Source organism: Kosakonia sp. H7A (assembly GCF_003028445.1).
GTDB lineage: Bacteria > Pseudomonadota > Gammaproteobacteria > Enterobacterales > Enterobacteriaceae > Kosakonia > Kosakonia radicincitans.
Map to the genome: position 1 here is coordinate 115,272 of NZ_PYTZ01000010.1, position 17,549 is coordinate 132,820.

A 17,549-nucleotide genomic window follows, 5' to 3' on the forward strand; every position below is an offset into this window, starting at 1 on the left:
TTTGGTGGAGCGAAATGGAAATAGATGTTCTGGGTTGCGGCAGCGCCTTCTCGCTGCAACAAAATACCTCCGCACTGCGCGTGATCGACCGTGAAGACCGACAGTGGTTGATTGATTGCGGCCCCACGATCCCCCGCGCGCTGTGGCAGCGTGGCCTTGATGTGAATGCTATCGACGCGATTTACTTCACCCATGTTCACCCGGATCACTGCACCGGGCTGACGGCGCTGCTGAATTATTGGAAAAGCTTTCAGCGCAGCAAACCGCTGGTTATCTGGTCGCAGCGCGAACAGCGTCCGGTACTGATGCAGTTGGCAAGCCTTGCCAACTGGCCGGATACCACGCTCTGTTTCGACATCGACTGGCGCGACAGCGAACCGCAGTGGCGCTGGCACAGCTGGCACGTGAGTACGGCGTTCACGCATCATGAAATTCCCAATCTTGCGGTGCGCATTGAAGCAGACGGCGTGGCGCTGTTCTACAGCGGCGACGGACGCCCGACGCCGGAGAGTATCGCGTTGATGCACCACGCGGATCTGGCGTTTCAGGAGTGCGCCTCCATGACGCCGCTGGCCAGCGACGCCTCACACGGCGATTTTCCCGGCTGCCAGGCGCTGTTTACCCAACTGCGTTTACCGACGCTGGGGCTGTATCACTGCAATGACGCCGCGCGCCCGGCGCTGGCGCAGGCCTGCCTTACGCATCAGGGGCTGTTTGTCAGCGAAGATGGCATGCGCATTGAGATTACGCGCCGCGCGGAGGGGAGCATTTGAGTCAGGCAATCCGCAAACAGGCCGTTACGGCGGAAGACGTGGCGAAACGGGCGGGTGTCTCCCGCGCGGTGGTATCGCGCGCATTAAGCAGCAACGGCAGCATCTCCCCGGCAACCAAAGAGAAAGTATTGCGTGCCGCGCAGGAGCTGGGTTATCAGGTCAATTTTCTCGCGCAGGGGCTGAACCGCCAGCGCAGCCATCTGATTGGCGTGATTGTGGCGCGCATTGGCGATCCGTTTCGCAGCAGCCTGCTGGAGGGGTTACTGCACGAGATCCAGCGGCGTGGCTACCAGGCGCTGGTCACCGAAATTACCGGCGAGCAGGATCTGGTCACCACGCTGCGTCGTTTCACTCAGTTTCGCGTCTCCGGCGTGATTGTTACCTCCGGCAAACCGCCGGAAGCTATTGTCAACGAGTGCGTCAGCCAGCAAATTCCGGTGGTCGGCATCAATCGCCATCCCGATATTCCGTTTGTCGATTTTGTCTGCTCGGATAACCAGCGCGGCGCGCAACTGGCCGCCGAACAGTTGGTTCAGGCAGGTTGTCGCCGTTTCGGCTGGCTGATCAACCGTGGCTCCACGTGGGCGGGCGTGATGCGCGGCGAGGCCTTTGATCAGGCGCTGCAACAACTCGGCGTTGATACACAGCGGCATCTGCGCTGGATAAGCGCCAGCGAAGAGGGTTACGACGGCGGATGGCAGGCTGCGCTCAATGATGAAGACGAATTACCGGAAGGGATCTTCTGCGCCAATGCGCAGCTGGCCTGCGGTTTTCTCGACGGCATGCGCCAGCGCGGTAAGTTCGCGCCGCACGACTTCCATTTGATAGGCTTTGATAATACGCCGCAAAGCGGCCAGTTCAGCTACCAGCTCACTACGCTGCATCAGGATGTGGCGGAGATCTCGCGCCGGGCGTTAACGCGCCTGCTGGAGCGGGCCAAAAATCCCTTACAGCCTTCCCGCGTTGAGTGGGTTAAGGTGGAATTGATTCACCGACAAACATCGCCACGCATTGGCTAAGAGTTCCGCTATGACAGAAGAGTTTACCCACGCGCTCTGCGCGTTGATTCGTCGTCTCGGCCAGCAAGCGAAGCAACTTCGCGATAACGGGCTAACGATTGAGCAGAAAGGCCGCCAGGATTTTGTCTCCCAGGCGGATGTGTATGTGGAAAACGAGCTGCGCGCCTGGTTGAAAACGCAGCGCCCGCAGGATGGCCTGCTCGGCGAAGAACGCGGGCTGGAGCCGGGAAGCGACGGCATCTGGGTTATCGATCCGATTGACGGTACCACCAACTTTATCCTCGGCATGGATTACTGGTGCATCTCCGTCGCCTATGTTCGCGCGCACAACATCGAGCTGGGCATCATTTATGCCCCCGATCGCAACGAGTTCTTCTTCGCGCAAACGGGCAAAGGCGCGTACTTAAACGAGCAGAAATTGACGATTCGCGAGCCGTCGCCGGAAGCGGTAGTTCTGGGGCTGGGGCGCTCAAGCCGTACTCCGCCGCGCGACTATACGCAGACCATTGAAACCCTGTTTGAACATGGCATTGAGCACCGCCGTTTTGGCGCAGGTGCGCTGATGCTGGCGCACGTCGCAGCAGGCCAGGTGCATGGCTATTTTGAAGCCCATCTGCATAGCTGGGATGCGCTGGCCGGTCTGGCGTTGATTAAGGAAGCGGGAGGCATGCACAACGATTTTCTCGCCAGTGATGGCCTGACACAGGGCAACAATGCCTGGGCGGCAAGCCCGGCGGTGTGGAAACGTCTGCAGCCGGTTCTGCTGCCCAACGGTTAAAACGAAAAAGCCCCCGGCAAGCGGGGGCGTAACATCATTATTTGGAAAATTTATCCCAGGCCATATCCCAGGCGCTACCGGTACCCGGAGCGTAGGCGAAGGCCGCACCGGAACACCAGCTGGTGTACGGCCACGGTTTGCACTGGTAAGCGTTGCCGTCAGTACCGGTCACAATATCACCCGCGGCATAAGGGAAGTTTTCCTGATAAGCCGGGTAAGCGGACTCAACTTTTTCGTTGGTGGTCACATCCAGCTTCTCAGACATCCCGGATTTGTTACCCGCAGCGTCAAGAGAGAGCACCTGATATTGATAGATAGTTTCCGGCTGCAGGCCTTTATCCACATAAGCAGACGTGGTCGGTGAAGCGATCAGCTTACCATCACGGAACAGCTGGTAACCGGTCACATGGACGTTATCGGTTGCCGCTTTCCATTGCAGAGCGATGGTAGAGTCAGTGACTTCAACGGTACCCATGCTGGTCGGGATGGACGGCGCTTCGGTATCAACAGCCGGTGCAGCCTGCGTTTTCACTTTGAAAACTGCGCTGGCGGCAGAAGTGTTGTTTGCCGCATCGACAGCCACGATGGTGTACTGGTATTCCGTTTCCGCTTGCAGATTGTTGTCCACAAAGGTGGTGGTGTTGACGTCAGCCACTTTCTGCTGGTTACGGAATACACTGTAGTGATGAACGCCGGTGTCATCGGTAGAGGCTTTCCAGTTCAACTGAACAGAAGTCGCCGTGCTGGTGCCCTGTACGTCAGATGGTACGCTCGGTGCCGTCGTATCTTCTTCCGGTGCCGGCATTTCGCCGCCATCATGGATCAGGTTGGTATACGCTTTACGGAACTGGCCGTTAAAGGATTGGTGATTAACGTTATCGCCTTCGTCCCAGTTGATAGACCAGGTCATCAAGCCTCTTAACGGCAGACCTTCTTTTTCCATATCCGCGAATACGCGATAAACATCTTCCGGCGTTTTTACAAAACCGGTTGCCGCAGCAGAAGTATTACTTGGCAGGCCAATAACCAGTTTGCTGGACGGAATTTTAACCGCAGACAGACCGTGTTTATTGGTGATAATTTCTTTACTGAAGTGGTAAAGGAATTCATATTTTTTAGCGTCGTCATTCTGCGCATAGTTTACCCACCAGCCATCGGTAGCAGTATTGTCCGGCTGGAAACCAATGCCGAATGCACCCTGGTTGTAATATTGCGGCGCGATGAAGTCATAATATCCATCGAGACGTTCAATATAATTTTGATACTGCGGGTTAGCTTTGGTCAGATACGGAATTTCCGGCGCCATACTGATAATAAAGTGCTTGCCCTGCTGTTCATAATGTTCGCGAACTTTTTTCAGCGCAGCAGGAATAACGGTTTCGTTATCCGCCAGTTTAATGGCGCTCTGCTCAAGGTCCAGATCCAGACCATCGAAGCCATAAACGTCGACCAGACGAATAATTTCATTAGCCAGATTTTCGGTGTCGCCATTGGCTTCATGCAGTTCAATATGGGCATCTGCGCCGCCCAGCGACAGCAGAACCGCCTGACCACGTTCGTTCAGCGCGGCAATTTCCTCGCGGAAGCTCTGATCGGTGCCGTAATAAGGAACGAAGGTCGGCATCGCAGCACCGCCAGTGGATTTCATAAAGGCCGCCATCACGACGTTATACTCTTTCGGCGTATCTTTCAGCGCCATTTTTAACGGGTAGCCCTGAGCGTAATCGCCAGAGAAACCCTGATCCCAGTTGTGCCAGTAACCGACCAGCACTTTTTTACCTTCGATAGAAGGCATTGTATCCGCATAATCCGTTGCAGCAAAAAGGTGACCACTAAAACCAACCATGCCAGCTAATGCAAGGCCAGCACAAATTCGATTGCGCTTAAAAATCCCTTTCATTCTAATTCCTCATCTATTAATAATCAGTTTTTTGCTACTGGTTAACGTACCTCTAAACAACGCCGACATATTACATTTTATTTCGGACTTTTAATTATAGGAAACGGATATTCGCAATGCGGGATCTTTCCCTTTCGGTTGAGAATTCTCTACGCGGATATTCAGTGATTAATTCATAACAGAGAAACACTATAATAGCAGCGGCCCGATATAAAAAAAATATCAGGCCAGACACAAAAAAATATTGAGCGGAGAAATATTATTTACTTTCCTGTATTTCTGCGTAGAGCGTACTGAGCTCTTTTGCATATTTCTTCGCGCCTGGAATACCTATCGCTTTAATGTAATCAACCAGACCCTCGGGGTTCCGTTCGAGCAGGCGATACTCAATCAAATGGCCAATCGGGAAATTAATCTGCGGCGCTTTATTGACAATGTTATCTTCGCCGCCGGTTTCTAAATATTTTTCATTCTTCTTAACGATCCAGGCAATTGTTTTTTCACGATCATTTTTTATTAATGCATCCAGTTCATCAAAGCTAACAGCGGCATGCTGTAAAGATTCATTATCCACCTCAATAATAAAATCATGAACCGGCGTCACGCGGTCAATTTTTTCCGGCAGCGCCAGATCCAGCGCATCCAGATAGTTCGCGTAGCTTTCAGTGTGCATGAATTCGTTAAGTGTCATATTTAGCGTCCCGTATAGTTGCCAACATCCTGAACAATTTTAATCAATCGGGAACCAGTATGCCTGTAAGGATCCTTCGCGGCATGCTCCCAGGGCGTCACCTTCTCCAGGTTATAGGGAAGATCGACGTTTTTGCCCGACCGCTGCGGCCAGATGCGGTGGTTCAGTTCCAGCGACACATTCCGTGTTCTGATACGCCGGGTCTTAAAGTGGTACTCCTCCACCCGAATGCGCGGCGCTAACCCCAATCGCATACGCAACATATTCACTGAAGAGTACATGCCTTTCGGCGCGGCTTTGGCTTCAGCTTTCCAGTAATCGCGCCGCGCGGTATTCCAGCATTTTAAGCCGAGAGGATCGATCCACGTCTGCGGGGCAATCACATAGTCATAGACATTGAGTCCTCCGGCAAGCCCAAGCGGATCCTGGCTAATATAGGCAGCAATCGCCGGATCGTAATAGCGATAGCGGTTGTAATGCAGACCGGTTTCGCCATCAAAATAGTGCCCCTGGAAACGCAGCGGGTTATCGATGCGGCTGGCATAAACCTCGCCTTTTTCGCCCCATGCGCCGCTTCTTTCCGACCAGACAACCTCCCCGCCGGGCGAGGTCAGGCGCACCGGCGCACCGTTCGGATCGCAGTGATAGTGCCAGCTCTGCTTCTGCCCGTTTTCCTGCGTTAATAGCGCCAGCGGCCGGAAACCGCCAGGGTAGTAGATGTACTCGCGCAGGTTGCTGAACAGTTGCGCCTGCGCTTTTTGCCGCTTCAGTCGCCCGCCGGTATCGAAGATGCTCAGCGCCGCCAGCGGCTGCGGGGTGGCGGTGACTGTCTCGCCCGCCAGCGCATCCTCCTGCCAGTAGAACCAGCGCGTTTCACTGGCGGTTTGTTTGAAAACACGCCGTCCCAGGCCGTCATAACCATAACGCACCTGCTCGTTACCCTTACGTACGGCGATCAACTGGCGGTTTTCATCCCAGCTGAAGTCCTCTTTTTCGCCCTCATGCTGCACACTACGGCGCTGGCGCAGTTCGCCAGCGCGGTCAAACACATAGCGCGTCCCCTGGTGGAGGCCTTCGCGGAACCAGCCGCCTGCGCTGTCGTTCACATCGCGGATCTGCGTCTGCAACGCGTTACCCGCTGCGTCATGGATAAACTGGCGCAGCACACCGTCCGGTGCGGTATGCGCCGCCAGACGTCCTACTGGATCGTAGGCATACCGATCGCTGCCCCACTGGCTGTCTTCACGCAGCGTCAGGTTGCCTGTGCGATCGTAAGCAAAACCGCTGGCGAACAGCGGTAAATCGTTTTGCAGCACCTGCTGCGACGTTAAGCGGCCAAGGCGATCGTAGCGATAACGGCGCTCAACGTCGTCAGAGAGCTGCTCGCTGGCTCTGCGCCCACAAGCATCGTAAGTGAAACGTATTGGCGCATCCTCGTTCAGTTGCACCTCGCTCAGCCTGTCATGCTCATCCATGCCATAACGTACCCGGTGGCCGCCGTCGCTCTCGCGCGAGATCAGCAGCCCGCGTTGGTCATAGCCGTAACGCAACTGGAAGCCGTCCTGCTCCTCGCACAGTAATCGCCCGGCGCGATCATAACGCCAGACCAGCCGCCGCCACGGGTTTTCGCACAGCACCATGCGCCCGCAGGGATCGTAATGAAACGTCGCCTGTAACGTGTCGCCGCTGCGCCGCTCGCAAAGCCTCCCGGCACGATCGTAGCCGTAACGAACTTCACGCCCGAGCGGATCTTCGCGGTGAATCAAGCGGCTGGCTTTATCCCAGCCATAGCGCGTTATCTGCCCCCAGTAATCGCTCTCCGCCGTGACCCGGCCCAGCGCATCGCGGGTGAACTGCCAGCTCTGCCCGTTCTGGTTGATCACCGCCAGCAGGCGATCTTCAGCGTCGTACTGATAGCCCAGCGTTGCGCCGTCCGGCGTTTCGCAGGAAGCAAGCATTCCGGTGCCGGTATAGCGAAACCGCGTTATGCGCCCCTGCTCGTCGGTAAATTGCAGCGGCTCATCTTCCCGGTCATAGCTGACGCGCACTTCGCCCCCCGCCGGATCAACCGTAGCGACCAGCCGGTCTTTCATATCCCAGTGGAAACGGGTGACACCGCCATCGGCATCAATGCGCTCCTGCAACGTACCGCGCACCGAGTAGCGAAAGCGAGTCACGCCGCCGCCAGCAACGTGCTCAGCGCTTAAAAAACCAAATCGGTCATAGTGATAATGGGTTGGCGGAGAGCCAGGAATCTCGGCGGCGGTCAGTTGGCCGAACGCATCATAGTGATAACGCGATGTGACGCCCGTTGGGTCAATTTCTGCCACCAGATTACCGCAGCTATCGAACTGCGTGCGCCAGTTGGCTCCCTGCTCATCCGTTACCGCAATCAGATCGCCCCAGTCGTCATAGCTCGCCTGTACGACGCTGCCATCAGGCAGGTGTTCGGCAACCATCTGCCCGCGCTCGTCATACTCCCAGCGCCAGGTGCTGCCATCCGGCTCCACCAACTCCGCCGTGCGGCCAAAATCGTCATAGCGAAACAGCGTATTGCCGCCGGTGGGATCGATTTCCGCGATCGGCAAACCGTTTTCATCAAAGGTAATGCGCGAGATATTGCCCGCCGAATCGCTTATTTCCACTTCATTAAGCAGTTCGTGCCAGGCAAAGCGATAATCCCAAACGTCGCCATCGCCCCAGGCATGAATCACCCGCCAGGCATCATCGTACTGGTAATGGAACCCCTGGCCATTGCGATCCACATGGCTTATCAGATAGCGCTGCTGCCAGAAGAAGTGGCGCGGGTGCGACAGCGCATCAATTTCGGCGCTAAGCTGGTTATCCGCATCATATTCATAGCGCGTAAGCGGAGTTATCTCGCCATCCAGCGTATTGCGCAAACGCAGCGCCAGTAGCCGATCGTTTTGCCAGGTGACGAGGATTTCACGCCCGGTCGCTCCCGCGTGGCTGAACTCGCGAATGGACTGCAATTCATCGCCGTTCCAGTCAAACGCCCAGCCATTACCGTTACGATCCGCCAGCCTGCGTAGCGGCAACACGCCCTGTTTACCGCTGAAATGCAGCTCCGGGCCGCTCTCCTGCTCGATTCGCCACCACACTTCACCATCGCGCGTTTCGCGCCACAGGCGGCTCCCGTCCGGCAGGCCGGTAATCGCCTGTTCGCGGCCATCCGCCTGCGGCAGCGCGGCAAACAGCGTCATCCCTTCCGCCTGCGTCAGCAGGGCAACGCCTTCATCGGCGAGCACCTCAAGGCGGGCATCCGCCGGGGTGGACCAGCCGTAACCACACATCCCTGCGATTTCCGTGTCGGACGAGGTATAGCTGCGCGTCCACTCCAGCGGCAACCTGCCCGGCAGCAGAAAATCCATTTGCTCCAGGCTGACACTGCCGTCGCGGATATCCACCGGCTCCGCGCGCAGCACCCGGCATTTCAGGAAGCCGGGGTCCATATTGCGAAACAGTTTTTGCCGCAGCTTGCGGAAACGGCGCATAAACAGCCGCCACTGCGGCGTTTTTTTCAGTTTTTTAAACCCTTTTCCCAGGCCGCTTAACCCGGCGCGCATCAGCAGCGCCATCAGGTTGATGGTGGGCGGCCCGCCGACAATCACATTGTTGGGCAGCGCGAGGTTAAACGTTAGCGGCAGCGTCAGCGAAAGCGGTTTCGGTTTGGTAGCGCGTTTGAGGCGAAACGGCGGGATCAGGCCAATAATGTTGCAGCTCAGCACCGGCATGCCAATGCGGGAAAACGGCTCGCCATCCACCGAAACGGTTTTGCTGCCCATAAACAGCTCATCTTCAATCTGCGGGCCGCCCGGCGCGCGCAGCGGCGGGATCCACGCGCCGCCCACCGGAATATGCACCGCCATCCCGCCCGTTCCGGCACTGGCGCGTTTGATGCTGTTAACGTGAACCGTGGTGCCAATCAGCGGCAGATAGTCGAAGACATCAAAAACGATGCCGATGTGCGGCGTTGGCAGCGGCCACGGGTAGGTATGAATATCCAGCCCGAGCTGTGGATCGAAGTGCGCGCCGGAGTGCATCGCTTAACCTCAGAACATGGCACGCAACAGCGCGCGCAGGAAAGTACGAACTTCGGTCGCCAGGTCGCTCTCAGAAAGGCTTAAAAAGAGCAGCGCCAGCACGGTGACGACCACAATAATGATGATGCGATTTTTCATAGCGGGTTGCTTCCTGCAGTATCAGTTAACGATGCGTCGCTCTCTCCCCACGCGGGAAGGCGTTGCCACTCGCCGGGCGGCGCATCAAAAGGATGGGCGATTTCCGGCAGGCCGTTCCAGTGCGGATGCAGTTTCTCACGCGCCAGCCGGATAACGCGGCGAAAGCTCTCATCGCCGCGGCGGATCAGGTTTTCACGCTCTTCACGGATCAGCGTAAAGGTCGCTTCAAGTTGTAATTGCAAACGGCTGTCGGCCTGCCGAACCTGTTCCACTGCTGGCGCGGACGGCAGTTGCGCTTCCACCTGCGCAATAAGTTTCTGTTTTTCCGCCTGCCAACGCGTGGCGCAGGCTTCCAGGGCTTCGGTTCGCCGCTTGTCATGCATACGCAGCAAATCCTGGAACACCAGCGGCAAGGTGGTCTGCCCGCGTTCCGTGATCGGGACAGGTTCCGCCGCCTGGATGGCGCGGGCGTACTCTTCCATTGCCGCCGGGCGATGCCCGCACAGCCAGAGGCAAAAACCGCACATCCGCCAGCCCTCCATCGCAAAGAGCGGATGCGGGATGGCCTGCGCCTCAATCGCAGCCTGACGGTAGGCTTTCGCCGCCTGAAGATAGTCTTTGCGGGAGAACCAGGCGCCCGCCTCGCCAAAGGTGCTTTGCGTGCGCAACTGCCCTTTTACCGCCTGATCGGGCACCTCGCCGGAGATGCTTTGCGCCTGGCGGTAATGTTCCACCGCCTGCGCGTGATCGCGGCCTTTGAGCCAGCCGCCCGCGATCAGGTTATGCATCATCGCCTGCTGATCCGCCCAGCCGCGACACTGCGCAATGGCCAGCGCCAGGCTGCCGCGCGCCGCTACCTGCGCGGCGCTGCCTTTTTCCAGCAGCAACATGGCATCGGCCAGATAACGGCGGAACAGCAAACGGTCGGCATCGGCGTCGGTCTGCTGCTGCGCGGTCTGGTGCATGACCTTCATGCCATCAATCCGATCCTCAATCAGCCGGACGTGTCGCGGATTCGCGGTATACAGCGGCTGGCAGATCGGCTGTTCAACGGTGTCGATCAATAACAGGCGCGGCGCGTCAGCGCCCTGTTCCAGCCAGAGATGGAGCCAGCGCAGCATCGCGCTCTCATCGCTGACAGCGGAAGGTTTCAGCACCAGCACCAGATAACGCAGATCGTCGGTAAACTGTTCGGCGAAGTTCTGCAACAGGCTGCGTAACTGCCCGGCGCTGTAGCAGGGCAACCAGGGTTCGGCATCCCAGAAAGCGGCATCGGGCGTCGCTTCATACTGCTCAACGAATTCGCGGCCCAGCGCCTCGCTGTAGCTGTATCCGGTTTCAAAAGGCGTGTTAAAGCTGAGGAATAGATCGGGCAATGAGCGCCCCTGCGGATGCTGTTGCAGCGCGAAAAAAGCATCCAGCAGCGATTCGCCATTTGCCGGAACACGCCAGATAAACAGTCGTGCGGCGGTATCTTCGCTGGCATCCAGCCAGCTTAATTCCAGCTCGCTCATCACCTTTTCACTGGGGTTTTTGCTGGCGTTCATGGCATCCCCATCAGGCGTTCAGCTCAATTTTCTTGCCATTGACCATCACCCCGGCGGCATTAATGGTGATGGTCGATCCGCCAGCGGTGATCTCCACGCTGCCGTTGCCAATCAGAATGCCGCTCTCACCTACGTTGATGCGGAAGGTGTCCGTCGCGCTGTCAGCCACGCTGCCCTGGGTGAACCGGGTATCGCCGCCGGTAATGCTCAACGTGCGTCCGGCACCGATGCTGATGTCCTGCTTTTGCGTCACCGTGCGCGTCTCATTGCTGCTGACGGTGACAGTGCGGTTACCGGTCACTTCCAGCGTCTGATTGCCGGTCACCTGCACAGTGCGGTTTTGCTGGACGCTAACCGTCTCATTGCCCTGCACGCTGCGGGTGCGATCCTGGACCACCGTCAGCGTCTGATTACCTTCAACAGTGCCGGTATTGTTGCTTTTCACCGTGGTGGTGTGGTTGCCGGTAATAGTTTCATCGCGGTTTTGTTCCACACTCAGGGTTTCGTTCCCCTTCACGCTCTCGGTACGGTTTTGCTGTACCGTGGTGGTTTCATTACCGTTGATGGTTTTGCTGCGATCCTGGCCGACGGTGATGGTTTCATTGCCATCGACGGTGCGCGTCCGGTTTTGCTTGATGTGGCTGGTTTCGTCTTTGCCGACGGTTTTGGTGCGGTTGCTGCCAACGTCATGGGTTTCGTCGTTTTCGACTTCCGTATCCATATTGCGTTCGGCATGCAGCCAGAGCTGCTCAGCGCCCGGTTTATCCTCAAAGCGCAGGGCGTTGGCGTTATCCGGCGATCCATCTTTGGAACGGCTCATAAAACCCATCTGCGTGGCCGCCGCTGGCAGCGCCCACGGCGGCATGCTGGCTTCGTTGTAGACGCGGCCAATGATGATGGGTCTGTCCGGCTCGCCGTTAATAAAATCGACCACCACTTCATCACCGACGCGCGGGATCTGCACCCCGCCGTAGCCCTGCCCGGCCCAGGCGCTGGAAACACGTACCCAGCAGGAACTGTTCTCGTCGCCCTGGCTTTGCCGATCCCAGTGGAATTTCACTTTGACGCGGCCATATTTGTCCGTCCAGATCGACTCGCCCGCAGGCCCCACGACTCTTGCCGTTTGCGGCCCGTAGGTGCGCGGCCAGTCGGTGACGGCGGCCGGGCGGAACGGCGTAGATGCCGGAATGACGGTAAAGTCGATGCGCTGCTGCGTCTCGCCAACATCACCGGAAGCATACTGATTTTCGGCAAAATCATAGCGAGCACCTACCACCAGCCACTGCGCGTTGTCGGCATCGTTAGGGGATCGGATAAGCGTAAAGGTGTGCCCCGGCGCAATACCGGTCGCCGTCGCGCTGCCCTGCATTTGCTGCTGTTCCGCCTGCCAGGATTGCTGGCGAATACGTGCATAAGATTCGCCGTCGCCATGCTCGACAAAGCGGCCTGGCCAGTCATAGACATCGATTTTTCCGGGCGTTGGCGAAACGGGGTTTTGCAGGGTTTGCAACATCCAGGCATGGGGCTTGCGGAAGTCGTAATCGTCGGTGCTGTAGAGGCCAGGCGTGACGATATGCCGCGCCAGTAACTGGCTAACGCCCTCTTCATTCACCGCACCGCCGCCACTCTGCGCATGCCACGGGATCACTTCATAGCCGGGAAACGCCTCCGCTTGCGCGTAATCATCCATTAGCACCAGCGTGTGTCCCTCTTTGCCGTGGCGGAACAGGTAGCTGATGCCCTCAAGCTCCAGCAAACGGCTGATAAAATGAAAGCTGCTCTCGGCGTACTGCACGCAGTAATCCCACTGGCGATAGCTGCGCGTCAGTTTGTTTTCAATTTTTACCTGGTATTCGGAAAACAGAGTGCTGACGATGTCCGGTACGCGCTGCTGCTGGAAAATACGGAAATTGCGATCGCGCATCATCGGCCAGAAATCCGGCTCAAGGGTCGCCTGATACACCGCATAGCGCGTGCCATCCAGCTCTTCCGAGCGCGCAGAGATCGCCGTGACTTTACCGCTCAGATAGCGCGTCGTTCCCAACTGCGTTGGGATCATCACCGTCATCTCCTGGCCCAGCAGTTTTTGCCGATCGAGGGTGAAATCTTTGCTCAGCAGATCGACCTGAAAGCGAAAGGGCGTGGAGAGCTGTTCTTCCCCTTTAAACGTCCAGAATAAGAGCGAATCACTTCCGGAGGATGACAGAACGGTTATCCGGTTAACCATACATGTTCCTTTATTGCAGAGGCGAATATTCCGGGCGAAGAGGTGTTTCCACGCCTTCAGCGCAGGCAATTATTAAATAGAGTTTTGCGGTGCGGGTATTATTCCCTGCTAACCGATAATGATTTATTACGGGCGATATTAACTGGATATAGTTGAAACTTGCACCGATTGGTAGTTAAGAATCATCCCATTTTCATCAATTTATGATAACACGTTGAAAATTAAGACCAGGGTTTATTTACGCAATTTATTTAGGGTTATTGGGTTATGCGATTCAGCCAACATATTAATCGCGTATCATATATTTTGAGATGGCAATATTATTCTCAACACTAACAATTAAATAATTACGTAGGTTATTTTAGGAAAGTTTAATTATATGCCGGAAAATAAAGAGATGGCCCACCAGCGGGCCATTGTCGATTTCAGAAAAAGCGGTGACCGGCAGCCAGCGTAATAGCCGGTTGGCTGGCTTTAAACAACAGGGCCGGTTTGTCGCCGCCGAGCTGCGCGTGGCCGTCCTGTACCGCGATCCAGCTTCCTTCCGGTAAACCGATCACTTCCAGTTCCGGCGCCACCACCAACAGTTCGCGAATGCGCTGCTCGCGCGTTTCGCCCTGATGCCCGGCGGGTAGCGCGTTGGTAAAGTGCGGGTTGATCTGCAACGGCACCAGATTGAGCGCATCCAGACCGCCCGGATCGATAATCGGCATGTCGTTGGTGGTGCGGATCGTCGGACAGGCCAGATTCGCCCCGGCGCTCCAGCCAACATACAGCGCACCGTTGTTCACGGCCTGGCGGATCGGTTCGATCAACCCGCGCTCGCGGCAATTTTTCAGCAGGTTAAACGTGTTGCCGCCGCCAACCATCACAATCTCTGCGGCGGCAATCGCCGCAGGCGCGTCGTCCACGGTGTGAATGCCGGTGATCGACAGATCCAGCTCCGCCAGCGCCAGACGGACTTTATCCGTATAGGCATCAAAGCTTTGCGTCACGCCCGCGAAGGGAATAAATACCACCTTGCGACGCCCGCCAAGCTGCGCTTTCAGCAGCGGCAGCGCATATTCCAGATATTCGGTGCCAGGCAGCACCGAATTGCTCAGTAACAGCAAATCCATAACCCTCTCCTTTTACAGCAAATTGCGTAGCAGATCGGCTAACAGCTTATTCGATAATACAACGGGCAGCGGGACGTGGCGGGCGCAGATCGCCTGATGCCAGGCGGTGTAGCCCATGCAGTCGGTCAGAATCACTTCCGCCCCCTGCGCTTGCAGCGAGCGGGCGGCGGCGGCAATCTCGTCTTCGCTGGCGGTATAGGGCGAGGCAACGGCAAACACCGGCATTTGCGCAGCACCGCGCCACTTCTCCAGCTCGCTGGCGATCTGCGCTTCCAGCGGCACCAGGATCCCGGCGCGACGCGTTCCGACCAGTGCATTCAGCGTCGGCGGCAGGATCCGATCCGGCTCGATCAACCAGGCTTTTTTACTGCTCAAACCGTGAAACTCGCCGGTACAAAGAATAGCGATGATCTCGCAGCCCTGCGCTTCCAGCCAGTCGATCTTCTGTTGCAGCGCTTCGCCGACCGCCGGTTTGCCCATCACCACCGCTCGCCCGTCCAGCAGGCGCGAAGTCAGCAATGCATCACCAGGTTTTGGCGCAAAACGCGCCGCGATGGCGGCATCATCCAGCCCATCCAGCACTCCGGCGTGCAGGCAACTTACCTGCGCGGGTAACGCCGCATCGAGGATTGGGGTGATGTCGCTGCGCGGTGCCTGGCCGATGGTCAGCGTACCGATTTTACGGATCGCCATTTCACACTCCCGGCTGACGTTTTTGCAGATGCGCCAGCGAACCGTACAGATCGAGCAGGCGCTGGTATTCTGCTTTATCGAAGAACTGGCAGGTGCCGCGGGTGAACTCTTTCGCCACTTCTACGGCAAATTTACAGGCCAGCGCGATATCCGTTTCGTGGCTCGCCCCGGTGCCGCAGCCCGGCACGGTGCTTACCGCCGTAATCGCCACGCCAACCACGGGCGCGGCGGTAGCAATCGACGGTTGCAGAATGCTGTTCAGGTGGTAAACCCCATTACCGTACGGCGTGATGTCCTGGGTGGTGATCGGGAAAGTGACCGGCAGTTGCCCGGTGGTCATTTCCATGACGCGCAACAGATCTTCCGCCACGCGCAGGATGTAACCCGCTTTGACCGTCGGCGAAATGGCAAAGCCTTTATGGTTGATGATGCGGTTGCCTTTGGTGGTATCAATCGACAGCACCGCATCCATTTCGTCGGAGACTTCCTGCTCGTTCATGTCTTCGGTTTCGACCGGCGAATCCATAAAATCAACCGGTTCGTGTGGGCGTGTTGGCGCATCCGGGCAGATATGGGTGGTGACAATCACATCGCCTGGCAGGCTATCGCCCTGGCGCTGCATCTCCGCCAGTTTGAGCGCGCTGGCAATCGCCGCCACGGCGCCATCGGCGTCGGAGACCAGCCCAATTCGCCCCGGACGCGCACCAATACCGCCCAGACGTCCGACAATCCCCAGCGTCGGCGCGCTGCCGCCGCGACGTTTTCCTTCCGTACCTGGAATAACGATTTTAACGAAGTCGGTGCTGCCTTTCGGGCCACTGACCGCTTTCACGCTCACCTCGATGTTGCTGTAACCCGCCAGCAGAGTTTTCACCTTATCGCCGCTGGCATACGCGCTGTCGAGTAACTCAAAGACCTGTAACGTTTGTTGTAAGCTCATTATATTTTCTCTGGAATGGCGTGATTACTTTTTGCCGCCCGGCAGGACGGAATTAAAGAAGCTGAACAGGGCGTCTCCGGCGATCAAACCCGCCGCCAGCACCTCGATTTTGTTACGCATCGGCTCGCCGCCAACGCGCAGCACTGCCGCGCGGATGGCAATACCGATCATCACCGCCCAACCCGCCAGCGGGTTATTGATAAGCAACCCAGTAGCCAGCAGCACGCCCATCTGGCGGCCAGGGCCGCCAATCAACTGGATGATGGCGCCAGGAATGGCCCAAATGAGCAGCGATTTGGCAATATCAAACGACACCCCGGCGTTGATGGCGGCGACATACACTTTTGCCACCGGCGGCACCAGCCCCTGCGAGAAGTAGTCGCGGAAAATAAACAGCACCACCGGCATGGCGACGACAAAGGCCAGCATGGCAGCCAGCAACTGCTGACGGCGGCCCTCCAGCTCAAAGCGGGTGTGTTCGCCTTTACCGCGCAGGATCCATCCGGCCTTAAGGTCGTAGCCCATATCGGCAAACGCCGGGCCGGTGGCGGCAGAGAAACCACACAGCATCGCCAGCGCTTGTGGCGGGAAGCCAATCAAAATACCGATAAGCAAAGTGATCAGCGCCACGGCAAAGGCCGGGAACCAGCCGGAGTGCATGGCGGCAAGGCCCACGATCATTTCATGCAGAAAGGCAGCGAAAGCGGCGTAGACCATAAACGCCACCAGCCACGGCAGGGAGAGATGGGCATACAGACCACTGCCGAGCGCAATCAGTACTGAAATCGCCATAAAGCCGAGCGCGCCTAAGCGGATGGTTTTGCCAATCTGCGCATTTTGCGCCTGCGGCAGCGCGTCGGCGGCGGTATGCGGCGCTGCTTTCTGGCTGTTGCTCTGGCGGATCAGGCGGATAATCTGGAACAACGCCACCACGCCCGCCCCCGCCATCACGCCGTGCGGGATGTAGAGCTTGTTGATATCAATGCCGAATAGCGGCCCGGAATAACCGCGCAGCAGGAAACCAACGCCGAGCATGCTCAGCGCCCAGATATTGCCGATAAACGCCGTACCCAGCGCCGCCATCGGGAATTTGAACCACGAGCCGACAGCGCCGATCACCATGCCGGTGCCGAGCAGCGCCGCCTGTTTGCCGCCCTGATCGCCCGCTTTAATCGACTCTGCCGCCGCAATTCCCGGCGGCCAGGCGCCTTCGGCCGGGAAGATGCGCGTATTAAACAGGCGATAGAGCAGCCAGCCATCCAGCAACATCGCCAGCGCCACGCCGATAAACATCGGCATCACCATTTCGTTATGACCAAACAGCCACGGAATTGAAATAGGCAACAGCAGCGAGTTCGCCGCGCCAAAGGTAGCCGCCGACGTCGCGCTTTGCGCCAGGTTTTGAATATGGATGGAACGGAAACGGGCGAAGCACTGGAGTGGAATGCGGGCGATGATCATCGCCGCCATCGCGCCGATGATCGCTGTATTCGGCGTTACCCCCAGCGTGGTTAGCAGTTGCACGCCAATAACTGCGCCGAAGATGCTGAGCACCAGCAGCAACAGTAATGTGGCCGGGGCAAAAGCGCGTGGATGGCTCTCGCTCTGTTCCGGCAGCGTTTCGGATGAGACAGTCTGACTCACGGTTATTCTCCTGGTAT

At 57.4% G+C, this 17,549-nt stretch carries 13 protein-coding genes; 3 read left to right on the forward strand and 10 right to left on the reverse strand.

Going from position 1 to position 17,549, the window contains the following annotated elements:
• The first annotated feature begins 14 nt into the window (after positions 1–14).
• The 3 genes from CWM66_RS24140 to CWM66_RS24150 are packed head-to-tail and all read left to right on the forward strand — an operon-like array spanning position 15 to position 2,570.
• Positions 15–773, forward strand: coding sequence for an MBL fold metallo-hydrolase (locus CWM66_RS24140; protein ID WP_107147413.1), 759 nt, complete (start codon positions 15–17; stop codon positions 771–773).
• Positions 770–1,792 (forward strand): LacI family DNA-binding transcriptional regulator, encoded by a 1,023-nt coding sequence (locus CWM66_RS24145; protein WP_007372459.1) that lies wholly within the window; start codon positions 770–772, stop codon positions 1,790–1,792. The genes CWM66_RS24140 and CWM66_RS24145 overlap by 4 nt, the downstream gene beginning before the upstream one ends.
• Positions 1,793–1,802: 10 nt before the next feature.
• On the forward strand, positions 1,803–2,570 hold the full coding sequence (locus tag CWM66_RS24150) for an inositol monophosphatase (RefSeq protein ID WP_007372458.1): 768 nt from the start codon (positions 1,803–1,805) through the stop codon (positions 2,568–2,570).
• Positions 2,571–2,607: 37 nt separating this feature from the next.
• On the opposite strand, the gene CWM66_RS24155 is transcribed toward CWM66_RS24150, so the two are convergent.
• From CWM66_RS24155 to CWM66_RS24200, 10 genes are all read right to left on the reverse strand, one after another.
• Positions 2,608–4,470: a glycosyl hydrolase family 18 protein gene (locus CWM66_RS24155; RefSeq protein WP_107147415.1), complete on the reverse strand. Its 1,863-nt coding sequence runs from the start codon at positions 4,468–4,470 to the stop codon at positions 2,608–2,610.
• Positions 4,471–4,729: 259 nt separating this feature from the next.
• On the reverse strand, positions 4,730–5,161 hold the full coding sequence (locus CWM66_RS29330; protein ID WP_007372456.1) for a hypothetical protein: 432 nt from the start codon (positions 5,159–5,161) through the stop codon (positions 4,730–4,732).
• A 2-nt stretch (positions 5,162–5,163) separates the two neighbouring features.
• Positions 5,164–9,225: an RHS repeat-associated core domain-containing protein gene (locus CWM66_RS24165; RefSeq protein WP_107147417.1), complete on the reverse strand. Its 4,062-nt coding sequence runs from the start codon at positions 9,223–9,225 to the stop codon at positions 5,164–5,166.
• A gap of 9 nt (positions 9,226–9,234) precedes the next feature.
• Positions 9,235–9,363: a hypothetical protein gene (locus CWM66_RS29445; RefSeq protein ID WP_007372454.1), complete on the reverse strand. Its 129-nt coding sequence runs from the start codon at positions 9,361–9,363 to the stop codon at positions 9,235–9,237.
• Positions 9,360–10,910, reverse strand: coding sequence for a hypothetical protein (locus CWM66_RS24175; protein ID WP_107147418.1), 1,551 nt, complete (start codon positions 10,908–10,910; stop codon positions 9,360–9,362). Before CWM66_RS24175 ends, CWM66_RS29445 begins: the two co-directional genes overlap by 4 nt.
• A 10-nt stretch (positions 10,911–10,920) precedes the next feature.
• Complete coding sequence (locus CWM66_RS24180; RefSeq protein WP_107147420.1) at positions 10,921–13,137, reverse strand: type VI secretion system Vgr family protein; 2,217 nt, start codon at positions 13,135–13,137, stop codon at positions 10,921–10,923.
• 425 nt (positions 13,138–13,562) lie between these two features.
• Positions 13,563–14,255, reverse strand: coding sequence for a dipeptidase PepE (gene pepE, locus CWM66_RS24185; protein ID WP_107147422.1), 693 nt, complete (start codon positions 14,253–14,255; stop codon positions 13,563–13,565).
• A 12-nt stretch (positions 14,256–14,267) separates the two neighbouring features.
• Entirely contained in the window at positions 14,268–14,948 is a 681-nt protein-coding gene (locus tag CWM66_RS24190) for an AroM family protein (RefSeq protein ID WP_090398297.1), read from the reverse strand.
• A 1-nt stretch (position 14,949) separates the two neighbouring features.
• Positions 14,950–15,888: a DUF1177 domain-containing protein gene (locus tag CWM66_RS24195; RefSeq protein ID WP_107147424.1), complete on the reverse strand. Its 939-nt coding sequence runs from the start codon at positions 15,886–15,888 to the stop codon at positions 14,950–14,952.
• Between the two features lie 24 nt (positions 15,889–15,912).
• Positions 15,913–17,505 carry an OPT/YSL family transporter gene (locus tag CWM66_RS24200; protein WP_107147432.1) on the reverse strand — a complete coding sequence of 531 codons (1,593 nt, stop codon included), beginning with the start codon at positions 17,503–17,505 and terminating at the stop codon, positions 15,913–15,915.
• Positions 17,506–17,549 lie beyond the last annotated feature (44 nt).